This window comes from Acidovorax sp. Root217, assembly GCF_001428645.1.
GTDB lineage: Bacteria > Pseudomonadota > Gammaproteobacteria > Burkholderiales > Burkholderiaceae_C > Acidovorax.
Map to the genome: position 1 here is coordinate 23748 of NZ_LMIH01000006.1, position 20248 is coordinate 43995.

Genomic DNA, 20248 nt, shown 5'->3' on the forward strand with positions numbered 1-20248 from the left:
GCATTGCGGCGTTGCCCTTCGTTTGTGTAGCCGTGCTACACGGCACTCAGGGCGCCTTGCACTGCACCGCGCTGCAGGCTTTCGCGGGGGTGAAATGAATGATGACACGCCCTAAGCAGCCTGTGCATCCCCCGGGTAACAAAGCGCACATTGCGTGCGGCGTCAGACCTGTGCAGCCCCCTGCGCACTGGCGGGCAGGCCGAACACGTGGTCGAACACCCAGTTGAAGACAAAGGTGTAGCACAGGAAGAAGACGATCATGCCGATGTCCATCACCAGTGCCTGCCACAGGCTGATCTGGAACCACCAGGCGAAGATCGGCACCAGGGTGATCACCAGGCCCATCTCGAAGCTCACGGCATGCACCACGCGGCGGGCTGCGCTGCGCCCGCGCACCTCCTGCCGCGCCTCCCAGCGCTCGAAAGCCCAGTTGAACAACACGTTCCACGCCACGGCGATCAGGGCTGCCACGGCAGCGATCACGCCGGCATGCGCCGCGCCCTGCCCCGAGAGAAAGGCCAGCCCCGCCGTGGCGGCTGCAATGGCGATGAGTTCGTACAGCGTGACGTAGACGACGCGGCGCTTGACGCCCTGCAGGCCGGCGGCGGTCTGGGTTGCTGTCAGGGAAGTGGTGGTGTTCTGCGATTCCATGGGCAGGACTGTATGTGCCAGAGGCTGATATAAAAAGTTAGCTTGTGTCAGTTTTTCTGATAGATTGAGCCCTCTATGGCTTTTTCGTCGGACAACATCCAGGTCTTCCTGTCCGTGCTGGACCAGGGCTCCTTCTCGGCGGCGGCGCGCAGCCTCTCGCGCGTGCCCTCGGCCGTGAGCATGGCAATTGCTCATCTGGAGGCGGAGCTGGACATGCCGCTCTTCGACCGCAGTGGCCGTGAGCCCCGGCCCACCGCCGCCGCACGGGCGCTGGAGCCCCAGGCGCGGCTGCTGGCTGGCCAGTTGCAACAACTCAACGCCCAGGCGCTGTCGCTCACCCAGGGGCTGGAGGAACGGCTCACGGTGGCCATCGCACCCGAGCTGCTGGCATCGCGCTGGACCGAGCCGATCGCCGCCCTGGCGCGCGAGTACCCGCTGCTGCAGGTGGAGGTGCTGGCCGCGCCCCAGGTCGATGCGCTCGAGTTGCTGCACACCGGGCGCGCGCAACTGGCGCTGGTGTTCGAACGCCCCAGCATCGACGGGCGCGAAGGCTTCCAGGAGGTAGGAAGCGAAACCCTGGTGGCGGTGATGGCGCCCGACCACCCGGTGCTGCAGGCCGCGCGCGAAGCCTCCACGGAGCGCGGCCAGCCGGCCGGGGAGGCGCAATTGCGCGAGGAGCACCTCACGACCACGCGGCAGATCGTGGTGGCCAGCCGCGACCTGGCGCAGATCGACCGGCGCTTCGTCTTCGCGCGCCACCACTGGCGTACCGACAACCACCTGGCCGCCCTGGGCCTGATCGAGGCCGGCCTGGGCTGGGGCTGGCAGCCGCGTGCCCTGGTGCAGCCGCGCATTGACGCAGGCACGCTGGTGGAGATGCCGTTCGAGAACCTGAGCAACGGCACGGCTCTGTGGGTGGACGTGGTCTGGTCCAAGGAGCGGCCGCTGGGCCTGGGCGCGCGGCGCTTCGTGGCGCTGATGTCGCACGACGCACACCGGGCCGGGCATCCCGCCGAGCAGGTCTGCTCCACGTCCGCATCAGAACACGCGTGACTCGCCGTCCTCAGGGATCCACAGCCGCTCCTGCACACCGGCATCTGCGGCCAGGGCCGCCAGGCCGGACCGCGTGGTGGGGCAATGGTCCAGCGCTTCCAGGTGGTTGGCCACCACCATGCCGGGTGCCAGGGTGCAAGCCTCGATCATGTCTTTCCCATCCATGAGGATCTCGCCCCCCAGGTCGAAGCGCGCTCCGCCAGCCGGCAGCACGGCCACCTCGGGGCGCAGCCGGGTGAGGCAGTCGCGCACCTCGGGGGTAAGCACCGTGTCCCCGGCGATGTAGACGCTGGGCTCGCCCGGCATCTCGATCAGGTAGCCATGGCCATGCTCCATGAGGCGGCCGACCCAGCCGCGCCCGTGCAGGCAGGCAATGGGCGTGATGTGCCCACTGCCCAGAAAGGGCTGGCGGCCGGTGCCCACCAGCGGCTGTGCCACCAGGCCGCGCGTGGCCAGGTAGTCCGCATCGCGGGGCATGCAGACCACAGGCGTGCCTCTCCCGCGCAGGAACTGCTTGCCCGCCCGATCCAGGTGGTCGAAGTGGCCGCGCTGGCAATGGGTGATGAGGGCATGCGTCACGCGGCCCAGCACGGCATCGGCTACTTCGGGCAGCTCCACGATGGGGTTGCGGCGGCGCGTGCCCCCCAGGTAGCGCAGCGTGGGCAGGCCACCCTGGCGCGAGAGCATGGGGTCGACCAGCAGGGCCACGGGCGCGCCCTGGGCCGTGAATTCCAGCACGATGGTGGCGTTGCGCAATTGGGTGATCTTCATGGGTGGTTGCAGGTGCAATGGATGAAGCCCTATTGTTCAAAGGCGTGCGTCTGGTGAAAATGGCTGGAATGGACAATTTATTGCCAATCCATGCCACGCCCGGACACTGATTCCCCTTTCCCCGCGCGCCCCCTGCGCCTGGCCCTGCTGCTGTACGAGGGCTGCATGCCGGCAGGCCTGTTCGCTACGGCCGACATGGCGCGCGCGGCCAACCTGCGCGCGGGCCGGCCGCTGTTCGACGTGCAGTGGGTGGGCCTGGACCTCCAGCCGGTCCCCACATGGCAGGGGCCGGCACTGGCGCCCACCGCAATCCTCGCGCAGGCACAGGCCAATGCCGTGCTGGTGCCGGGCCTGTGGCTGTCGTCACCTGACGAGGTGCAGGCCCAGCTGCGCCCCCTGCAGCCCCTGGTGCGGGCGCTGCGCGCCCTGCCGCGCCGCACGCAGGCGTGGAGCTACTGCGCCGGCGTGGTGCTGCTGGCCGCCAGCGGCCGGCTCGATGGCCACACGGCCACGGCCACCTGGTGGCTGCAGGCGGCGTTGCAGCAGGAGTTCACGGCCGTGCAGTGGCGCTTCGATGAACCCCTTGTGGCGCACGCAGCGGCCACCACCGCCGCCGGGGCCAGCGGCTACCTGCCGCTGATGCTGCATGCGCTGGCGGCACGGCTACCACCCCAGGCGGTGCAGGACCTGCAAGAGGTGCTGATGCTGCCCCGCCCGCGCGCCACCCACCCGGTGTTTGCCGGGCTGGACCTGATGGCCCAGGCAGAGCCCGCGCTGCGCAGCGCCATGCTCTGGGTGCAGCGCAGCCCGGCCCAGGGCCTGTGCCTGGCCGATCTGGCGGCGGCCATGCACCTGTCCACCCGCACCCTGGCGCGGCGGGTGCGCGAGCACACGGGCCTGTCTGCGGCACACTGGATGCGCCGCATCAAGCTGCGGCAGGCCGCAGATGCCCTGTGCCAGACCCGCCATCCGCTCAAGCGCATCGCCCAGGACCTGGGCTTTGCCAGCGAGGCCGGCCTGCACCGGGCCTTTACCCATGCGGTAGGCCAGACCCCCATGGCCTACCGCATGGCCCACGGCAACCATTGATACCCCCTTTCAAACCACTGGAGATGCACACCATGACCCCTCCCTTCCAGAGCAGCAGCAAGGCCTTCGGCGAGCGTTGGTCGGCCTGGCAGCCCAAGGCGGGCGGCAAGAAAGGCAAGACCTCTGCCCTGGCCGACTGGGATCCAGGAGCCAAGCCGTTCTCGCTGGGCAGCAAGACCGAAGACAAGGCCGCCGTGGAGGCCCTCGCGCTGGAGCTCGACGAGTTGCAGAACCTGTTCTATGCCGACAAGCGCTACAAGCTGCTGGTGGTGCTGCAGGGCACCGACACCTCGGGCAAGGACGGCACCATCCGCGGCGTGTTCGGCCGCATGAGCGCACTGGGCGTGCACACCATCGGCTGGAAGGCGCCCACCGAGACCGAACGCGCGCACGACTACCTCTGGCGCATCCACCAGCAGGTGCCGCAGGCGGGCGACATCACGGTCTTCAACCGCAGCCACTACGAGGACGTGCTGGTGCCCGTGGTCAACGGCTGGATCACGCCCGAACAGCAACAGCAGCGCCTGGCCCACATCAACGACTTCGAGCGCATGCTCAGCGAGACGGGCACCATCGTGCTCAAGTTTCTGCTGCACATCAGCCCCGAGGAGCAGCGCCTGCGCCTGCAGGAGCGGCTGGACGACCCGGCCAAGCACTGGAAGTTCAGCATGGGCGACATCGAGGTGCGCAAGCAGTGGAAGGACTACCGCCGGGCCTATGACACCCTGCTCAACGCAACGCACACGCCCTGGGCACCCTGGACCATCGTGCCGGCCGACTCCAAGACCCACCGCAACCTGATGATCGCCAGCGTGCTGCGCCAGGTGCTGCAGAACCTGGACCTGCGCTATCCGCCGGGCGATCCGCTGCTGGCGGATTTCAAGGTGGAGTGAGGCGGCCCTATCTGCCGCGAAGGGGCACTGGCACGACCCCTTTGCACAGACTCGGCGAAGGCCAAGATCGTCTTTTCAAGGTTATGCATCGATTGCATAATCCTGTAACACTCCGGCCTTGGACAGGCTTGCGGGGCAGGAATAAGCTTCGTGGCTTGAACTTATCCCACAAGGAAATTCACCATGTCGCAATCTTCCGGCGCGCCGGCCACCCCCTCCAAATTGGGCGCCGTCCACACCCTGCCTTCGTACCTGCAGGCCGACAACCTCGGGCCCTGGGGCATCTACCTGCAGCAGGTAGACCGCGTCACGCCCTACCTGGGGCACCTGGCCCGCTGGGTGGAAACCCTCAAGCGCCCCAAGCGCGCGCTGATCGTGGATGTGCCGATCGAGCTGGACAACGGCACCATCGCCCACTTCGAGGGCTACCGCGTGCAGCACAACACCTCGCGTGGCCCCGGCAAGGGCGGCGTGCGCTTCCACCAGGACGTGACACTGTCGGAAGTGATGGCCCTGTCGGCCTGGATGTCGATCAAGAACGCGGCGGTGAACGTGCCCTACGGCGGTGCCAAGGGCGGTATCCGCGTGGACCCCAAGAAGCTCTCCATGGGTGAACTGGAACGCCTGACGCGCCGCTACACCAGCGAGATCGGCATCATCATCGGCCCCACCAAGGACATCCCGGCACCCGACGTGAACACCAACGGCCAGATCATGGCCTGGATGATGGACACGTACTCGATGAACACCGGCTCCACCGCCACCGGCGTGGTCACCGGCAAGCCCGTGGACCTGGGCGGCTCGCTGGGCCGCGTGGAAGCCACCGGCCGCGGCGTGTTCACCGTGGGTGTGGAAGCCGCCAAGCTCACCGGCCTGCAACTCGAAGGTGCCCGCCTGGCGGTGCAGGGCTTCGGAAACGTGGGCGGCATCGCAGCCAAACTGTTTGCCGAAGCTGGTGCCAAGGTGGTGGCCGTGCAGGACCACACCGGCACCATCTTCAACGGCAAGGGCCTTGATGTGCCGGCCCTGCTGGCCCACGTGAAGATCCGTGGTGGCGTGGGCGGCTTTGCCGGTGCCGAAGCCATGAAGCCCGAGGAATTCTGGGGCGTGGATTGCGAGATCCTGATCCCTGCCGCGCTGGAAGGCCAGATCACCGAGCACAACGCCGGCCAGATCAAGGCCAAGCTGGTGATCGAGGGCGCCAACGGCCCCACCACCCCCGAGGCGGACGACATCCTGCACGACAAGGGCGTGCTGGTGCTGCCCGACGTGATCGCCAACGCCGGCGGTGTGACAGTGAGCTACTTTGAATGGGTGCAGGATTTCTCCAGCTTCTTCTGGAGCGAGGACGAGATCAACGCCCGTCTGGTGCGCATCATGCAGGACGCCTTTGCCGGCGTGTGGCAGGTGGCCCAGGAGCACAAGGTGAGCCTGCGCACCGCCACCTTCATCGTGGCCTGCCAGCGCATCCTGCATGCCCGCGAAATGCGCGGCCTGTATCCATGAGCTTGCGCCGTTCTCCGGACTGAAGCGGCCCACCCGGCAGCTTTCAGGTCCAAAGCAACCGCCAGCGCCGCACCCCGGCCCTGGCGGTTTTTTCATGGGCAGGGCTGTTGCGCGCGGGCGACGCCCCGTGCCCTCGTTCACGCCTGTTGTCGGCACGATGCAACCGCTTGGCGGGCCGTGAAACAGGCAGATACGCAGGCCAACAAATGGAAATGATTGCACCGGGGGCCACATGGGAGACTGCTTTGCATTCGGCAATCCCAGGAGACCACGGTGGCCATTCCCTCCCTGCGCAGCGTCATGGCGCGCTTCATGCTGAGCCGCCTGCGCACCGCCCGCTCGGTGGCCCGCCTGGCCTACCGCCTGCACGGCAACAAACGCGCCCTCATCGACCGGCGCGGCACCCTCACATATAAACAGCTGCATGAGCGCGTGCTGCGATTGAATGGCTGGATGCAGGCGCAGGGCGTGAAGCAGGGCGACATCGTATTCACCTGGCTGCCCGAGACCGGCGAGCAGTACGAGACGCGCCTGGCCACGTTCGAAAACGGCACCATCTTCGCCAGCTTCCACAAACACCTGTCGGCGCAGGCGGCGCTCGATACGCTGCTGCGCGTGAAGCCCACGGTGTTCATCCACGACCCGGCGCTGAGCGCACCCATTCTGGCCACCGTGCGCGAGCGCATGCCCGGCCTGCACATCCTGGCCCTGGGCAAGCCCTACGAGGACGCGCTGGCCCAGGCCACGCCCACGCGCGGCACGGCCAAGGTGCACGAGGACGAGGTGTTCGCACTGCACATGACCTCGGGCACCACGGGGCTGCCCAAGGCCATCGGCTATACCCACCGCAAATACCTGGACAGCGTGCGCTTCATCGCGCAGTCGATCAACTTCACGCCTCCCGCCAGCGGCCAGGACATCAACATGCTGGGCCTGCCGCTGACGGGGCCGGGCTCGGGCCTGGTGCTGCCCACGCTGCTCTCGGGCGCGGTGCTGGTGATGCCCGAGAACTTCCGCTCGGCCACGCTGGCCGGGCTGATCGAGCGCCACAAGGTCTCGCGCGCCTTCCTCTCGCCCTCGGCCATCATCGACCTGCTGGACGACCCGGAGCTGCCGCGTTACCGCCTGGCCTCGCTCACGCACGTGCCCTATGGCTCGGAGATGATGCCCGCGCCCAAGATCGCCGAGGCGATCCGCCACTTCGGACCCATCTTCCAGCAGGGCTACGGCTGCCTGGAGGCGCTGCCGCCCATCACCTGGCTGCTGCCGCACGAACATGTGGACGCGAGCGGCGCGCCGGTGGGCCTCCACATCCTGTCCTCCGTGGGCCGCGTGATGCCCGGGGTGGAGGTGGTGGTGCGCGATGACGCCTTCAACCCCCTGCCCCTGGGGTCCACAGGCCTCATCACGGTGAAGACGCCGGTCAGCTTCGAGCGCTACTGGCACGACCCCGAGAAGACGGCCGAGACCCTGCGCGACGGCTGGGTAGTAATGGGCGACATGGGCTACTTCGACAAGGAGGGCTACCTGCACGTGCTGGGCCGCAGCGCCGACCGCGTGCACAAGGACGGCCGCATGCTCAATCCGCGCGAGGTGGAAGAGGTTACGCACCAGCACCCAGCCGTCAAGGAATGCTGCCTGGTGCAGCACGGCGAGCAGGCCGTGCTGGTGGTGAGCCTGCGCCAGAGCTGGCGCACCGAGCACAGCTGGCGCGCGCTGGAGCACGACATCACCGAGTACATGGGCGAGAACCTGTCCGCGGCCTTGCAGCCCGACCGCGTGCGCATCGTGCCCGAAATCCCGCGCAGCTTCCTCAACAAGATGCTGCGCCGCGAAGTGCGCGCCATGCTGAACGCCGAGGAGCCCGTGGCCGAACTGGCGCACGCACTGTGAGCGGGCCCACCGCCGCGCAGGCCACCACCACCACGCTCACGCTGGGCACCAAGCTCAGCTATGCCGTGGGCAATGTGGGCCTGCAAATGCTGATCGCCGCCATGGGCTTTCTGCTCATGATCTTCTACACCGACGTGGCCCTGGTACCGCCGGCGGTGGCGGGCGCCGCGCTGCTGGTGGGCAAGGTGTGGGACACCATCAACGACCCGCTGTTCGGCTGGGTGACGGACCGCACGCGCTCGCGCTGGGGCCGCCACCGGGTGTACCTCATCTACGGCGCCATTCCGCTGGCCGTGGTGTCGGCGGCGGTGTGGATGGTGCCGCCGGGCCTCTCGCCCGTGGCCGCCTTCCTGTGGATTGCCATAACCTACACGCTGTTCGACACGCTGATGACGCTGGTGCAACTGCCCTACCAGGCCATGGCCGCCAACCTCACGCGCGACTATGACGAGCGCACCAGCCTCACGGCTTTTGCCTCGCTGGGTGCGCTGCTGGGCTTCTTCGCGGGCAGCGTGCTCATGCCCGTGCTGGTGCGGGCCGCGCCCGATGCGCGCACGGGCTATGCGCTGGCGGGTGCCTGCTTCGGCCTGGTGGCCGGCATGGCGGTGGCCGTGGTGGCCTGGCGCGTGCGAGAACCCGCAGTCGAGGAGGCCACAGCCGAGCCGGCCCCTGCCTGGGACTCGGTGCGCCGCACCCTGCTGGGCACGCTGCGCAACCGGCCCTTCTTGCTGCTGGTCGGCGCCGCCGGCCTGGTGCGCCTGGGCCTGACGCTGGTGCAGGGCGCGCTGGCCTACTTCGTCATCTACCAGTTGCAGGGCACGCAGGGGGATCTGCCGCGGCTCATGGCCATCCTGCTCGGGGTGGTGGGCATCTCGCTGTTCGTCTGGAAGCGCGTGGTGGACCGCTGGGAGAAGAACCGGGCCTACCTGCTGGGCCTGGTGTTCAGCGCCACCGGCCTGTTGACGCTGTACTGGATCGGGCCGGGCCAGCAGGGGGCCGTGCCGGTCGTGCTGGCGCTGATCGGCGTCGGCATGGGTGCGCACTGGATCGTGCCGTTCGCGATGGTGCCCGACACCATCGACCACGGCCACATGCTCGCAGGCGAGCGCACCACCGGCATGTACTACGGCCTGTTCGGCCTGGTGGACAAGATCGCGCGCACCCTGGCCACGGTGGTCGTTGCGGCCGTGCTCGACCTGACGCACTACGTGCCCAACGTGGCCCAGTCAGCCCAGGCGCTGGGCGGCATACGGCTCATGACCGGCCCGCTGCCCGCGCTGTGCCTGGCGCTGGCGATACCGCTGCTGCTGGCCTACCCGATCACGCGCGCACGCCACGGCGAGATACGCCGCAGTGTGGGCGATGTGCGCGACAGCCAGATCGCTGGCTGAGACTTCAGGCCCCGGGACCGGCCGGCCGGACGGGGACGACGGGCTCCACCCAGCGCAGGGCCAGGCAGAACGGCTGCGCGCAGGCGGATCGCCCCGCATAAGGGCAGCCAGACACCTCGCACATCGGCCGGTCGCGCTCGCGGGCTTCCTCGGTGGGCAGGTGGCCGCTGGCCTGCAGCACGGCCATCTGCGTCCAGGGGTCCAGGCGCTGGGCTTGCGGCAGCAGCATTTCACGGCCGTAGACCGCGGCGGGCAACTGGGCCTGGAAGTCCAGCACCAGCAGCGCGCTGGTGCGCGCAGCGACCGCCTCCGGCCCCTGCAGCACCAGCGCAAACACCCCCGATTGCAAGGACTGCGCGTTACCGGAGAACGGTAACTGCAGCGGCGCCGGCGGGGGCGATGCCACGGCAGAGGGTGCCGACTGCGATGCCATCCAGGGCACGGGCATGCGCAAGGTCAGTGCAAAGCCGCGCGGCCCTTCGGGAGTCTGCACCGTGCCCTGGCGCACCAGCCAGGTCTGCAGCGGCGGTTGCCCGGGGTCGGCGTCGCCTCTTTCGAGTGCATGGGCCAGGCCCACGGGCCAGGGCTGGGCGGCGACCACCCGCTGCGGCATGCCGCCGCCCCCGGTCAGTTGCGCCACCATGGCGCTCACCATGCGCAGCACGGGCGCGTCGAGGCCCTCGGCGGGCCAGATGGCCGCAGCGAGCAGCGCCGTGCCGGTAGCCGGCACAGTCTGGGACGCCGCCAAGGGCGCCCCCGCAGACGGCAGTATCGGCAGCGAGGTCCGCGCCGCCGCGCTGGCATCAGCGCCGCCGGCCGGCAAGGCCTGGCGCGGGTCAAACCCTGCGCCCAGCTGGCCCCGCGCCTGGGCCGAGATACTGGCCTTGTCGGCCGGGGCCGCTGCTGGTGCCGAAGGAGGGACCGGCGCGGCGGAAGGCGACGGCACAGGGCTCCCTGCGGGGTCGGCCACCGGGACCGGCGCGCGCACCGCAGTCGGCTTGTCCAGCCCGAGCAGCGAAGACTGCCGCTGCAGCGCGGCCTCTGCCAGGAACTGGGCCACGGGCGGCAAGGCGCCAGGGCGGGAGGAGTCGATGGGGGTGGCCATGCGGGACTGTGGGTAGACGCCTGATTCTGGAGCGATTCAGTGCCGATGAACAGGGCGGCCGCACCCGGGGCCCCCTGCCTGCGTCAGAATTCGGCCAGCCCTCGCCACCATGACCCTCCCACCCTCGCCTGCACCACCACCCCATGCCTGGGTCGCTCCGGCCGTGCTTGCCGCAGTGGCCGGCTTCCTGCTGCTGAGCGCCTGCCTGTTCGCGCCCAGTTGGGAGCGCGCCTTGCGCTCCGACGCATCCCCAGCCTCCTGGCTGTCAAGCGCCCTGCTGCTCACGCTGGGTGTCACCGCCCTGCGGCTGACCGCCGAACGCGCCCTGCCCCGGCCACTGGGGATCTGGCTGGTGCTGGCCTTTGGCGCGCTGGCGCTGGACGAGCAGTTCATGCTGCACGAACTGTGGAAATTCCGCTGCATCGAATGGACCACCGCCTGCCATTCGCATTGGGTGCGCGAGGCACCGATGCTGGCCGTGGGCCTGGTCGGTGCGGCCACCCTGGCCTGGCTGCACCGGGCTCTCGTCCACCGCAGCACGCAGGCGCTGATGTGGGCCGGCCTGCTGATGGGCCTGTGGGCGATTGCGGTCGACCAGTGGCCCGGGGTGCCCCCGGAGCTGGCAACCTTCGAGGAGGTTTTCGAGGTCCTGGCCGAAACGCTGGTGCTGGCAGCACTGCTGCGCCAGCCGGCGCGCGCTGGCTGACCCCGCCTGCTCAGCCCCGGCTGGTCAGGTGCATTCCTGGTCCACCCAGTGGCCGGCCCGGAACCACTGGCCGCCGACGTTGAGGTACCAGTGGTGCGTGAATACCGGCTGGCCCGACATCTCGCCCTTGGACGGAATCTCGATGCGCAGGATGTCGGCAATGCCGTCGCGGTCGAGGTCGATCTCGTAGGCCACCACGGCGGTCTGGATGCGCACGGGCTGGGGCACCTCGGGAGGGCTGGCCGCAATGGTCCATTCCTTGGGGTGGCGCCGCGCCTGCACGGCTACCGCGCTGGCGGGCAGGGCTGTGGCGGTTACCAGGCGGGTGAGAACCTGGGCCGTGTCAGACAGGCGTGCATAGCCCTTCACGTTGACCAATTCGTCGCCACCGCCGGCGGGCGGGTCTTCGAACCCGGGGCCGGTGTAGTGGCCCCCGCAATAGAAATCCCCGTTGTCGATCATCCAGGTGCGCTTGCGCAGGCCCTGCGCGCCCACCAAGCCCTGGTGCGTGATCGCGTAGATCGTGAGCGGAGGATCGAAGACAAGATAGGCCGCGCCCACGTCCCAGAAACCCGTGACGAATTCGATCTCCGGGCCGTTGTGGCGGTTGTGGCCGCCCATGGGCACATCCGTGGGGACAACTGCAAGGCGGCTGCCCGCCACCGCCGCCAGACCATCGGCCTCGGTGTCGTGCAGCAGCGCCACCTCGCCATGGCGCTTGAAACGCGAGGGCGCGATGGGCTTGAGCGCCAGGCGTACCCCCGGGATGCTGATATCGGCCACCGGGTCCACCGGCTTGCCGCGCGCGATCTCGTTCGTTGGGTCGAGCAGTACGCCGGCGCGCAGCAGCCGCTTGGCGGCCTCGAACTCGGGCCGGGCCGGATAGCGCACCTCGGCCCCCAACGCATGGGTCTTGATCAGTGCCGGCATCTGCAACGCGGCGGGGCGGGGCAAGGCATTGCCATAGGCGCGCAGCCGCTTGGGCGACGGCGCCACCCAGAAGGCGCGTGCCGGGTCTTTCGCTGCCTGCACCAGCGCCAGGGGTGCCGGCGCGAGCAGGTTGCAGGCCACGTGCGCCTGCAGCGGCAGGGGGGAAGCCAGTGCGCCCTTGCCGCCGGCATTCAGGCGCGGATCGCCGCGGTAGGACACCTCGCACCAGCCATCGCGCTCGGCCAACTGCTGCAGCACGGTGTTGGCGGGCACCTGGGCCAGCACGCGCGCATCGGCGCGCGGGGCCTCGCGCAGGTTGACCCACGAGCCTTGCACGTGGCGCACCTCGGGTGCCGTCTGCTGCGCCGCCGCGCCGTGCACCCACAGGGCCGACCCGGCGAGCCCTACGGCCACAGAGCAGACAGAGCGCAGTCGCATGCTCAGGCCACCAGTTCGGGCGCGGAGGCCGGCTGCTCCACCACCCGCGCCAGCAGGGCGCCCGCATAGCGCGCGGGCAGCGGAATCCACACACGCACCGGATTGCCCTGGGCCACGGCCACGGGCTGGCCGTGCATGTCGTGCATGCGCTCGAGCCGCAACTGCACATTGCCGCTCGGGTGCACCACCTCCAGCAGGTCGCCCACGGCGAAGTGGTTCTTGGTCTCCACCTGCACCCAGTCGCCGACGAGGCCCACGGCGTCCTGGCCGTCGGCGCCCAGCACTTCGCCTGCGAACTGGCTGCGCTGCGTGGCCGAATGGCCGCTGAGGTAATTCTGGTAATCCTGGCTGGGGCGGCGCTCGAGCAGGCCGCCGGTGTAGCCGCGGTTCGAGAGGCCTTCGAGCTCGACCAGCAGTTCGGGGTTGAAGGGCCGGCCGGCCACGGCGTCGTCGATGGCGCGGCGGTACACCTGCGCGGTGCGCGCCACGTAGTACAGGCTCTTGGTGCGGCCTTCGATCTTGAGCGAATTCACGCCGATCTGCGCCAGGCGCGCCACATGCTCCACGGCGCGCAGGTCCTTGCTGTTGAGGATGTAGGTACCGTGCTCATCTTCCATGATGGGCATGAGCTGGCCGGGCCGGCCCAGGTCTTCGAGCAGATAGACCTGGTCGGCCGCCGGGTGGCGTGCGCCGTCGCCACAGGTAGAGAACGACTGCTCGGCCTCCTGCTGGGCGGTGGCGAAGTCGAAGCCGGCCTCCATCTTCTGCGCCACGGCTTCGCCCGTGGTCGGGTCCACATCGGCGCCATGCGTGGCATAGCCCCAGCGGCAGGCGTTGGTGCAGGTGCCCTGGTTCGGGTCGCGGCGGTTGAAGTAGCCGCTGAGCAGGCAGCGGCCCGAATAGGCGATGCACAGCGCGCCGTGCACGAATACCTCGATCTCCATGTCGGGGCATTCCTGGCGGATCTGCGCGATCTCGTCCAGGCTCAGCTCGCGCGAGAGGATGACGCGCTCCACACCCATCTTCTGCCAGAACTTCACGGCCGCCCAGTTGGTGGTGTTGGCCTGCACCGAGAGGTGCACCGGCACATCGGGCCACTTGTCCTTGACCATCATGATGAGGCCGGCGTCGGCCATGATCAGGGCGTCGGGCTTCATGTCGATCACGGGCTCGATGTCGCGCAGGTAGGTACGGATCTTGTCGTTGTGCGCGATCAGGTTGCTGGTCACGAAGAACTTCTTGCCGCGCGCATGCGCCTCGGCGATGCCCTGGCGGATCTGCTCCAGGCGGAACTCGTTGTTGCGCGCGCGCAGCGAGTAGCGCGGCTGGCCCGCGTACACGGCATCGGCACCGAAATCGTAGGCTGCGCGCATCTTGTCGAGCGAGCCGGCGGGCAGCAGCAGTTCAGGGGCTTTGAGGGCGGTCATCGGGGGGCCATCCAATCGGGTTGTGTGGGGTTCAGCGCGGCACCGGCATGGCGATGGCCTGCGGGAATTGCTCGCCATCGAAGGCCTTGTCGCCATCGGCATCGGCCACGCCGTTGGCCACCAGGCCCTGGAAGTCGAAGTGGCGCGGGTCCATGAAGTGCGAGGGCACCAGGTTGCGCAGCGCCACGGCCATGTTCTCGATGCGGCCGGGGTACAGCTGCTGCCAGTCGCGCAGCATCTGCCCGATCTGCTTGCGCTGCAGGTTCTCCTGGCTGCCGCACAGGGTACAGGGGATGATGGGAAATTCGCGCAGCTCGGCCCAGCGCGTGAGATCGGCTTCGGCCACATAGGCCAGCGGGCGAATAATGACGTGATCGCCCCGGTCGCTCTGCACCTTGGGCGGCATGCCCTTGAGCTTGCCGCCGAAGAACATGTTGAGAAAGAAGGTCTGCAGCATGTCGTCGCGGTGGTGGCCCAGCGCGATCTTGGTGCAGCCCAGCTCGTCGGCCACGCGGTAGAGGATGCCCCGGCGCAGGCGGCTGCACAGGCTGCACATCGTTTTGCCCTCGGGCACATGCTGCTTGACCACGCTGTAGGTGTCGCGCGTCTCGATGTGGAAGGGCACGCCCAGCTCCGCGAGGTACCCGGGCAGCACCTGGGCCGGAAAGCCCGGCTGCTTCTGGTCGAGGTTGACGGCGACGAGCTCGAAGCGGTGGCCGTTGCGCTGCTGCAGCATGCGCAGCACGTCGAGCATGCCGTAGCTGTCCTTGCCGCCCGAGACGCAGACCATGACCTTGTCGCCATCGGCGATCAGGCCAAAGTCGGTGATCGCCTGGCTTACCTGGCGCACCAGGCGCTTTTCGAGCTTGATGGCCTCGCGGTCGGCGCCGCTGGGGCTCCCCGCATGGGCAGTTATTTCGGCGTCGGAGGGCAAGGCGGGGGAGTCGGTCAGCATGGGGCAGGCAAGAAAGCACGGCCGCGGCCAGAACACTTGGCTGCGATCCAAAATGCCACGTTGGCATGGCGCAGGGCAACGGAAGACCCGTCGCCCCTGCCCGATTTTCGTACAGATCGGGCGCAAAGGCCCCGGTTTTCAGGCCTCGGCGGCGTAGAACATGCGGCGCGCCGGTACCGTCTCCACAGCGCGCGCAATCGCGCCGATGTGGTCGGGCGTGGTGCCACAGCATCCACCGACGATGTTCACCAGCCCCTCGGCCGCGAACTCGTGCACCAACCGGCTCGTAACTTCGGGCGTCTCGTCGAAGCCGGTGTCGCTCATGGGGTTGGGCAGGCCGGCGTTCGGGTAGCAGCTGATGAAGGTATCGCCCGCCACGCGGTTCAGTTCCTGGATGTAGGGGCGCATCAGCGTGGCGCCCAGGGCGCAGTTCAGGCCGATGGCCAGCGGGCGCGCGTGGCGCACGCTGTTCCAGAAGGCCGTCACGGTCTGGCCCGAGAGGATGCGTCCCGAGGCATCGGTGACGGTGCCGCTGATGATCAGCGGCAGGCGCTGGCCGCTGTTCTCGAAATACTCGTCGATGGCAAACAGAGCGGCCTTGGCGTTCAGGGTGTCGAAGATGGTCTCGACCAGCAGCACATCGCTGCCGCCCTCGACCAGCGCCTCGGTCTGCTCGTAGTAGGCGGCGCGCAGCTGCTCGAAGTCGACGTTGCGCGCGCCGGGGTCGTTCACGTCGGGGCTGATGGAGGCCGTCTTGGGCGTGGGGCCCAGGGCGCCGGCCACGAAGCGCGGCTTGTCGGGCGTGCTGTACTTGTCGCAGGCGGCGCGGGCCAGCTGCGCCGACTTGAGGTTCATCTCGCGCGCCAGGTCGGCCATCTTGTAGTCCTCTTGCGCGATGGTGGTCGCGCCGAAGGTGTTGGTCTCGATCAGGTCGGCACCGGCGGCCAGGTAGCGCTCGTGGATGTCGCTGATCACATCGGGCCGCGTGAGGCTCAAGAGCTCGTTGTTGCCCTTGACGTCGCGCGGAAAGTCCTTGAACCGGTCGCCCGCACCGCCGGGGCCGGTGTAGCCCTCGCCCCGGTACTGCGCCTCGCCCAGCTTGAAGCGCTGGATCATGGTGCCCATGGCGCCATCGAGGATGGCGATGCGTTGGGCGAGGATGTCGGGCAGCTGCTGGGCGCGGGTGTAGTGGAGGGCTTGCATCCCCCTATTGTAGAAAGTGCGGCCGCGCCCCGCATGCAGCGCACAATATGCGCCTGCCGCGCAACAGGCCAAATGGCATCTGCCAGGCCCCATTGATACAACTGGCTGCCATCGCTTGCTGAAAAAGCGCCAACGGCCCTTAAACCCGAGTATTCGTTTGTCTTCTCGTCCTTTGTCATCCGCCCCGTCACCCGCCCACACCGTCCTGCACGACGTCTTTGGCTACGAGCAGTTCCGGGGCCCCCAGCAGGACATCGTCGAGCACGTGATCGGCGGCAGCGACGCATTGGTGCTCATGCCCACGGGCGGCGGCAAGTCGCTGTGCTACCAGGTGCCGGCCATCGTGCGCCAGCAGCAGGGCCGCGGGGTGACCATCGTCATTTCGCCCTTGATCGCGCTGATGCACGACCAGGTGGGCGCCCTGCACGAGGCAGGGGTGGACGCGGCCTTCCTGAACTCCACGCTGAGCTTCGACGAAGCGCAGGACGTGGAATTTCGCCTGCAGACCGGCGCCATCACCCTGCTGTATGCGGCGCCCGAGCGGCTGAACACGCCGCGCTTCCTGGGCCTGCTCGACAGCCTTTACAACGAGGGGCACCTGTCGCTCTTCGCCATCGACGAGGCGCATTGCGTGAGCCAGTGGGGCCACGACTTCCGCCCCGAGTACCGCGCACTCACGGTGCTGCACGAGCGCTATGCCGGCGTGCCGCGCATCGCGCTCACCGCCACGGCCGACGACCTCACGCGCGCCGACATCATCGAGCGCCTGCAGCTCGAGGACGCGCGGCTGTTCATCAGCAGCTTTGACCGCCCCAACATCCGCTACCGCATCGAGGAAAAGAAGGACGCCACCACACAGCTGCTGCGCTTCATCGAGCGCGAGCACGCGGGCGAAGCCGGCGTGGTGTACTGCCAGTCGCGCAAGCGCGTGGAGGAACTGGCCTCGACCCTGAGCGACGCGGGCCTCACCGCCCTGCCCTACCACGCAGGCCTTGACACCAAGGTGCGCCAGAAGAACCAGGACCGCTTCCTGCGCGAAGAAGGCATCGTGATGGTGGCCACCATCGCCTTCGGCATGGGCATCGACAAACCGGACGTGCGCTTCGTGGCGCACGTGGACATGCCCAAGAACATCGAGGGCTACTACCAGGAGACCGGCCGCGCCGGGCGTGACGGCCTGAACGCCGATGCCTGGATGGCCTACGGCCTGAACGACGTGGTCAACCAGCGCCGCATGATCGACGAGAGCCCCGCGGGCGAGGAGTTCAAGCAGGCGCTGCGCGGCAAGCTCGACGCGCTGCTGGCCCTGGCCGAAGCCACCGACTGCCGGCGTGTTCGGCTACTGGCCTATTTCGGCGAAGCGTCCACCCCCTGCGGCAACTGCGACAACTGCCTCACGCCCCCCGCCATCTGGGATGCGACCGACGCGGCGCGCAAGCTGCTGTCCACCATCTACCGGGTGCAGCAGGTCAGCCGCATCGGCTTTGGTGCCGGCCACATCATGGACATCCTGCGCGGCAAGCAGACCGAGAAGGTGCTGCAGTTCGGGCACGAGAAGATCTCCACCTTCGGCATCGGGGCCGACCTGTCAGAGCCCCAGCTGCGCGGCGTGCTACGCCAGTTGATCGCCACCGGCGCCCTGGGCCTGCAGAAAGTGATGCTCGACAGCGGCCACAGCTTCGACACCCTGTGCCTCACCGAAGGCTCGCGCGCCGTGCTCAAGGGTGAGGTACCGGTACAACTGCGCGAGTCGGTGTCGGCCGCGCCAGCCAAGCGCACCCGCAAGGGCAGCGCGCCACCGGCCGCCGCCGCCAACCTGGGGCCCGATGCGCAGGTGCGCTTCATCAACCTCAAGGCCTGGCGCGCCGAGGTGGCCAAGGAGCACAACCTGCCGGCCTACGTGATCTTCCACGACGCCACCCTGGCGGCCATCGCCGAGCGCAACCCTGCCACCCTGGAAGACCTGCAGGGCATCAGCGGCATGGGTGCCAAGAAGCTGGAAGCCTACGGCAGCGAGGTGCTGCGCGTCTGCGCGCAGTAGGGCTTCAGCGGCCGGGCTTCTTGCCCGGAAAGAAGGTCTGCGTGAGGGCCCGGCCGATCTGCTCGAAGGCCCTGCCGGCCTCGCCATGCTCGTCCAGGTCCTCGGCGCAGGTGGCCACCACGATGGCGGCACGGCCGCCGTCTTGCGGGTTGACCACGCCCATGTGGCAGGCGCGGTGCAGCTGGGTGCCCGTCTTGTGGATGAAGCGCTCGCTGCGCGGCAGGCCGGCTTCGAGCCGGTAGGCGTCGTAGGTGGCGTACTTCAGGTCGGTGAACAGGCGCTGCTGGTGCGCGGGCGAGAGCAGCTTGCCGGTGACCAGCTTTTCCAGCATGCCGCCGTAGGACGTAAGCGGTGCGGAATTGAGCCCGCGCGCGTAGTACCGGGCGTAGGCCTCGTCCATGGTCTTCACGCGCAAGTCGGTCGTGGCCACGTCGATGGTGCGCGCCAGCGCATCCACGCGCTTCGGCCCCATCGGTGCGGAAGCCAGCCGCACCAGGTCCATGTTGGCCATCTTGCGCGCACCGGGGTGCAACTCGGCATACACGTCGTAGCGCACCTGCGTGAAATCGGTGATGCGCTCGACCCCCTTGGCACCGAGCAGGTCGCGCGCGCGGCGGTTGAGCGTGTCGTCGCCGATGGTGCGGATCAGCATGTTGGCGGCGGTGTTGTCACTCTCCATCAGCATGCGCTTGAGCAATGCGTCCAAGCGGTAGCGGGTGCCGGCCTTGTTCCAGACCACGTTGCCCGAGCCGTCAACCTTGTCCGTGTCTTGCAACGTCACCTGCTCGGCAAGGCTGTGTTTTCCCTGCTCGACCTCCTGCAGCAGGGCAATGGCCACCGGCAGCTTGGCCGAGGAGCCCAGGTACCAGGGCCGGTCAGCCTGGTAAGACAGCACCTCGCCAGTGTCCAGCCGCTTGACGTAGACCCCGAGCTGCCCCGGCGTGGCCTGGTCGATTTTTTCGATCTGCTGGCGCAGCGCGTCGCTCCACGCGGCGCCATGCGCCGTCAGGCTAGCGCTCGCCAGGATCAGCGCGGTGCACCACGCGCGCAACGGGAGGGCACTCTGGGTCATGGGTTCTTCCGTCGGTCAGCAGGCCAGAGTTGCACAGGGCCGCCCCCACGTCGCGCAGGGCACGGTCTGAACGCGCGCTGGACAGCTCTCCACGCGTACAGGCAACCACGATAACCCGCTGGTCGCGGCCCAGGCGTGGGACAGTGACCAATCCGGAGTCGCATGTGCGCGCCCTTTGCGTGCCGGTCTTGTGCGCAAAGCGAGCCGTCTTGGGCAGGCCTGCCTGCACGCGGTGGACCCCCGTCTGCACCCTCTCCATGACCGACAGCAGGTAGCGGGTGTGCGCGGCATGGAGCACCTTGCCGTTGACCAGCAGCTCCAGGAGGTCGGCATAGGCATCCAGCCGGCCCGAGTTCAGGCCGCTGGCGTAGTAGGCCTCGAAGGCATCGCCCACGCTTGGCAGCAGGAAGGACGCGGCGGGCACGTTCAGCAGGCGCGACAGCACCTGCACCCGGTCCGCATCGCTGCGCTGCTGCTTGATCACCAGGAAGTCATGGCCGGACAGGTGCGATGCCTGCGGCGTGAGGTAGCCATAGGCGTGGCGGCGCACGTCGGCCAGGCTGGTGATGCGCTCGAATCCCCGGGGCACGAGCTGCTCGACCAGCGCATTCACGGCACGGATGCCGACCAGCCCGATCAGCATGTCGCTAGCCGTGTTGTCGCTGTAGATGACCATCTGTTCCAGCAGATAGCGGATGCTCAGCGCCGCCCCAACGGGCTTGGCGTTGGTATGGCCCGCACCGTCCACGTAGTCGGAAGCACGCACGCGCAGCCTGGTATCCAGCGTGAAGTCGCCCCGCTCCACGGCCTGCAGCACCGCCAGCGCCACGGGCACCTTCACCGTGGAGGCCAGGTACCAGCGCTCCTGGCCGCGATGGGACACAGCGATTCCGCTCTCCAGATCGCGCACGTAGACGCCGATGCCGGCGGTGTTCTGCGCCGCCACCTGGGTGAGTTCGGCCTGCAGCAGTTCAGGCCAGGCAGGACGCGGTGACGGGGCGCCCTGAGCATGCGCAGAGCCCACAACCAGCGCCATGGCGGACAGCGTCAACGAATGGAAAAAAGCCTTTGGACGGGCGATGGCGGGCACCTCCGTAAACCCGCAAAGGTACACCCCGCCCCTC

Annotated in this window: 17 protein-coding genes; 8 read left to right on the forward strand and 9 right to left on the reverse strand. The window is 68.4% G+C overall.

The window, feature by feature from the left end:
- Positions 1–162 precede the first annotated feature (162 nt).
- Entirely contained in the window at positions 163–651 is a 489-nt protein-coding gene (locus ASE31_RS04145) for a PACE efflux transporter (RefSeq protein WP_057200285.1), read from the reverse strand.
- A 75-nt stretch (positions 652–726) separates the two neighbouring features.
- Between ASE31_RS04145 and ASE31_RS04150 the strand changes: the two genes are divergently transcribed.
- Positions 727–1704, forward strand: coding sequence for a LysR family transcriptional regulator (locus tag ASE31_RS04150; protein ID WP_057200286.1), 978 nt, complete (start codon positions 727–729; stop codon positions 1702–1704).
- On the opposite strand, the gene ASE31_RS04155 is transcribed toward ASE31_RS04150, so the two are convergent.
- Complete coding sequence (locus tag ASE31_RS04155; protein ID WP_057200287.1) at positions 1690–2475, reverse strand: MBL fold metallo-hydrolase; 786 nt, start codon at positions 2473–2475, stop codon at positions 1690–1692. The genes ASE31_RS04150 and ASE31_RS04155 overlap by 15 nt on opposite strands.
- Positions 2476–2565: 90 nt before the next feature.
- Between ASE31_RS04155 and ASE31_RS04160 the strand changes: the two genes are divergently transcribed.
- From ASE31_RS04160 to ASE31_RS04180, 5 genes are all read left to right on the forward strand, one after another.
- Positions 2566–3564 carry a GlxA family transcriptional regulator gene (locus tag ASE31_RS04160; RefSeq protein ID WP_057200288.1) on the forward strand — a complete coding sequence of 333 codons (999 nt, stop codon included), beginning with the start codon at positions 2566–2568 and terminating at the stop codon, positions 3562–3564.
- A 23-nt stretch (positions 3565–3587) separates the two neighbouring features.
- Positions 3588–4457 carry a PPK2 family polyphosphate kinase gene (locus tag ASE31_RS04165; RefSeq protein WP_057200289.1) on the forward strand — a complete coding sequence of 290 codons (870 nt, stop codon included), beginning with the start codon at positions 3588–3590 and terminating at the stop codon, positions 4455–4457.
- 183 nt (positions 4458–4640) lie between these two features.
- A complete protein-coding gene (locus tag ASE31_RS04170) occupies positions 4641–5963 on the forward strand; it encodes a Glu/Leu/Phe/Val dehydrogenase (protein ID WP_057200290.1) in 1323 nt (440 codons plus the stop codon).
- 273 nt (positions 5964–6236) lie between these two features.
- Positions 6237–7856, forward strand: coding sequence for a class I adenylate-forming enzyme family protein (locus ASE31_RS04175; protein ID WP_057200291.1), 1620 nt, complete (start codon positions 6237–6239; stop codon positions 7854–7856).
- Entirely contained in the window at positions 7853–9247 is a 1395-nt protein-coding gene (locus ASE31_RS04180) for an MFS transporter (RefSeq protein WP_057200292.1), read from the forward strand. Before ASE31_RS04175 ends, ASE31_RS04180 begins: the two co-directional genes overlap by 4 nt.
- A gap of 4 nt (positions 9248–9251) precedes the next feature.
- Here the strand turns inward: ASE31_RS04180 and ASE31_RS04185 are convergent, their stop codons facing one another.
- Positions 9252–10352: a hypothetical protein gene (locus ASE31_RS04185; RefSeq protein ID WP_057200293.1), complete on the reverse strand. Its 1101-nt coding sequence runs from the start codon at positions 10350–10352 to the stop codon at positions 9252–9254.
- 109 nt (positions 10353–10461) lie between these two features.
- Here ASE31_RS04185 and ASE31_RS04190 point away from each other — a divergent pair, with 109 nt between their 5' ends.
- Positions 10462–11058 carry a hypothetical protein gene (locus ASE31_RS04190; protein WP_057200294.1) on the forward strand — a complete coding sequence of 199 codons (597 nt, stop codon included), beginning with the start codon at positions 10462–10464 and terminating at the stop codon, positions 11056–11058.
- A 24-nt stretch (positions 11059–11082) separates the two neighbouring features.
- Here ASE31_RS04190 and ASE31_RS04195 read toward each other — a convergent pair whose 3' ends face one another.
- The 4 genes from ASE31_RS04195 to ASE31_RS04210 form a co-directional block, all read right to left on the reverse strand.
- A complete protein-coding gene (locus tag ASE31_RS04195; RefSeq protein WP_057200295.1) occupies positions 11083–12426 on the reverse strand; it encodes an SH3 domain-containing protein in 1344 nt (447 codons plus the stop codon).
- 2 nt (positions 12427–12428) lie between these two features.
- Positions 12429–13853, reverse strand: coding sequence for a tRNA 5-hydroxyuridine modification protein YegQ (gene yegQ / locus ASE31_RS04200; protein WP_057200296.1), 1425 nt, complete (start codon positions 13851–13853; stop codon positions 12429–12431).
- A 31-nt stretch (positions 13854–13884) separates the two neighbouring features.
- Positions 13885–14808 (reverse strand): tRNA 2-thiocytidine(32) synthetase TtcA, encoded by a 924-nt coding sequence (ttcA, locus tag ASE31_RS04205; protein ID WP_057200297.1) that lies wholly within the window; start codon positions 14806–14808, stop codon positions 13885–13887.
- Between the two features lie 138 nt (positions 14809–14946).
- On the reverse strand, positions 14947–16011 hold the full coding sequence (locus ASE31_RS04210) for a homocysteine S-methyltransferase family protein (RefSeq protein ID WP_057200298.1): 1065 nt from the start codon (positions 16009–16011) through the stop codon (positions 14947–14949).
- Positions 16012–16168: 157 nt separating this feature from the next.
- On the opposite strand from ASE31_RS04210, the gene recQ reads away from it, so the two are divergent.
- Positions 16169–18052 (forward strand): DNA helicase RecQ, encoded by a 1884-nt coding sequence (recQ, locus tag ASE31_RS04215; RefSeq protein WP_235514254.1) that lies wholly within the window; start codon positions 16169–16171, stop codon positions 18050–18052.
- 4 nt (positions 18053–18056) lie between these two features.
- Here recQ and ASE31_RS04220 read toward each other — a convergent pair whose 3' ends face one another.
- Both ASE31_RS04220 and ASE31_RS04225 read right to left on the reverse strand, forming a co-directional pair.
- On the reverse strand, positions 18057–19124 hold the full coding sequence (locus tag ASE31_RS04220; protein ID WP_057200300.1) for a serine hydrolase: 1068 nt from the start codon (positions 19122–19124) through the stop codon (positions 18057–18059).
- Positions 19063–20160 (reverse strand): serine hydrolase, encoded by a 1098-nt coding sequence (locus ASE31_RS04225; RefSeq protein WP_082604048.1) that lies wholly within the window; start codon positions 20158–20160, stop codon positions 19063–19065. The genes ASE31_RS04220 and ASE31_RS04225 overlap by 62 nt, the downstream gene beginning before the upstream one ends.
- Positions 20161–20248 lie beyond the last annotated feature (88 nt).

What these genes read in the sequence shown, in the direction of transcription:
- ASE31_RS04145 (WP_057200285.1), bottom strand. Translation starts at nt 651, where the DNA reads ATGGAATCGCAGAACACCACCACTTCCCTGACAGCAACCCAGACCGCC.
- ASE31_RS04150 (WP_057200286.1), top strand. Translation starts at nt 727, where the DNA reads ATGGCTTTTTCGTCGGACAACATCCAGGTCTTCCTGTCCGTGCTGGAC.
- ASE31_RS04155 (WP_057200287.1), bottom strand. Translation starts at nt 2,475, where the DNA reads ATGAAGATCACCCAATTGCGCAACGCCACCATCGTGCTGGAATTCACG.
- ASE31_RS04160 (WP_057200288.1), top strand. Translation starts at nt 2,566, where the DNA reads ATGCCACGCCCGGACACTGATTCCCCTTTCCCCGCGCGCCCCCTGCGC.
- ASE31_RS04165 (WP_057200289.1), top strand. Translation starts at nt 3,588, where the DNA reads ATGCACACCATGACCCCTCCCTTCCAGAGCAGCAGCAAGGCCTTCGGC.
- ASE31_RS04170 (WP_057200290.1), top strand. Translation starts at nt 4,641, where the DNA reads ATGTCGCAATCTTCCGGCGCGCCGGCCACCCCCTCCAAATTGGGCGCC.
- ASE31_RS04185 (WP_057200293.1), bottom strand. Translation starts at nt 10,352, where the DNA reads ATGGCCACCCCCATCGACTCCTCCCGCCCTGGCGCCTTGCCGCCCGTG.
- ASE31_RS04190 (WP_057200294.1), top strand. Translation starts at nt 10,462, where the DNA reads ATGACCCTCCCACCCTCGCCTGCACCACCACCCCATGCCTGGGTCGCT.
- ASE31_RS04195 (WP_057200295.1), bottom strand. Translation starts at nt 12,426, where the DNA reads ATGCGACTGCGCTCTGTCTGCTCTGTGGCCGTAGGGCTCGCCGGGTCG.
- yegQ (WP_057200296.1), bottom strand. Translation starts at nt 13,853, where the DNA reads ATGACCGCCCTCAAAGCCCCTGAACTGCTGCTGCCCGCCGGCTCGCTC.
- ttcA (WP_057200297.1), bottom strand. Translation starts at nt 14,808, where the DNA reads ATGCTGACCGACTCCCCCGCCTTGCCCTCCGACGCCGAAATAACTGCC.
- ASE31_RS04210 (WP_057200298.1), bottom strand. Translation starts at nt 16,011, where the DNA reads ATGCAAGCCCTCCACTACACCCGCGCCCAGCAGCTGCCCGACATCCTC.
- ASE31_RS04220 (WP_057200300.1), bottom strand. Translation starts at nt 19,124, where the DNA reads ATGACCCAGAGTGCCCTCCCGTTGCGCGCGTGGTGCACCGCGCTGATC.
- ASE31_RS04225 (WP_082604048.1), bottom strand. Translation starts at nt 20,160, where the DNA reads ATGGCGCTGGTTGTGGGCTCTGCGCATGCTCAGGGCGCCCCGTCACCG.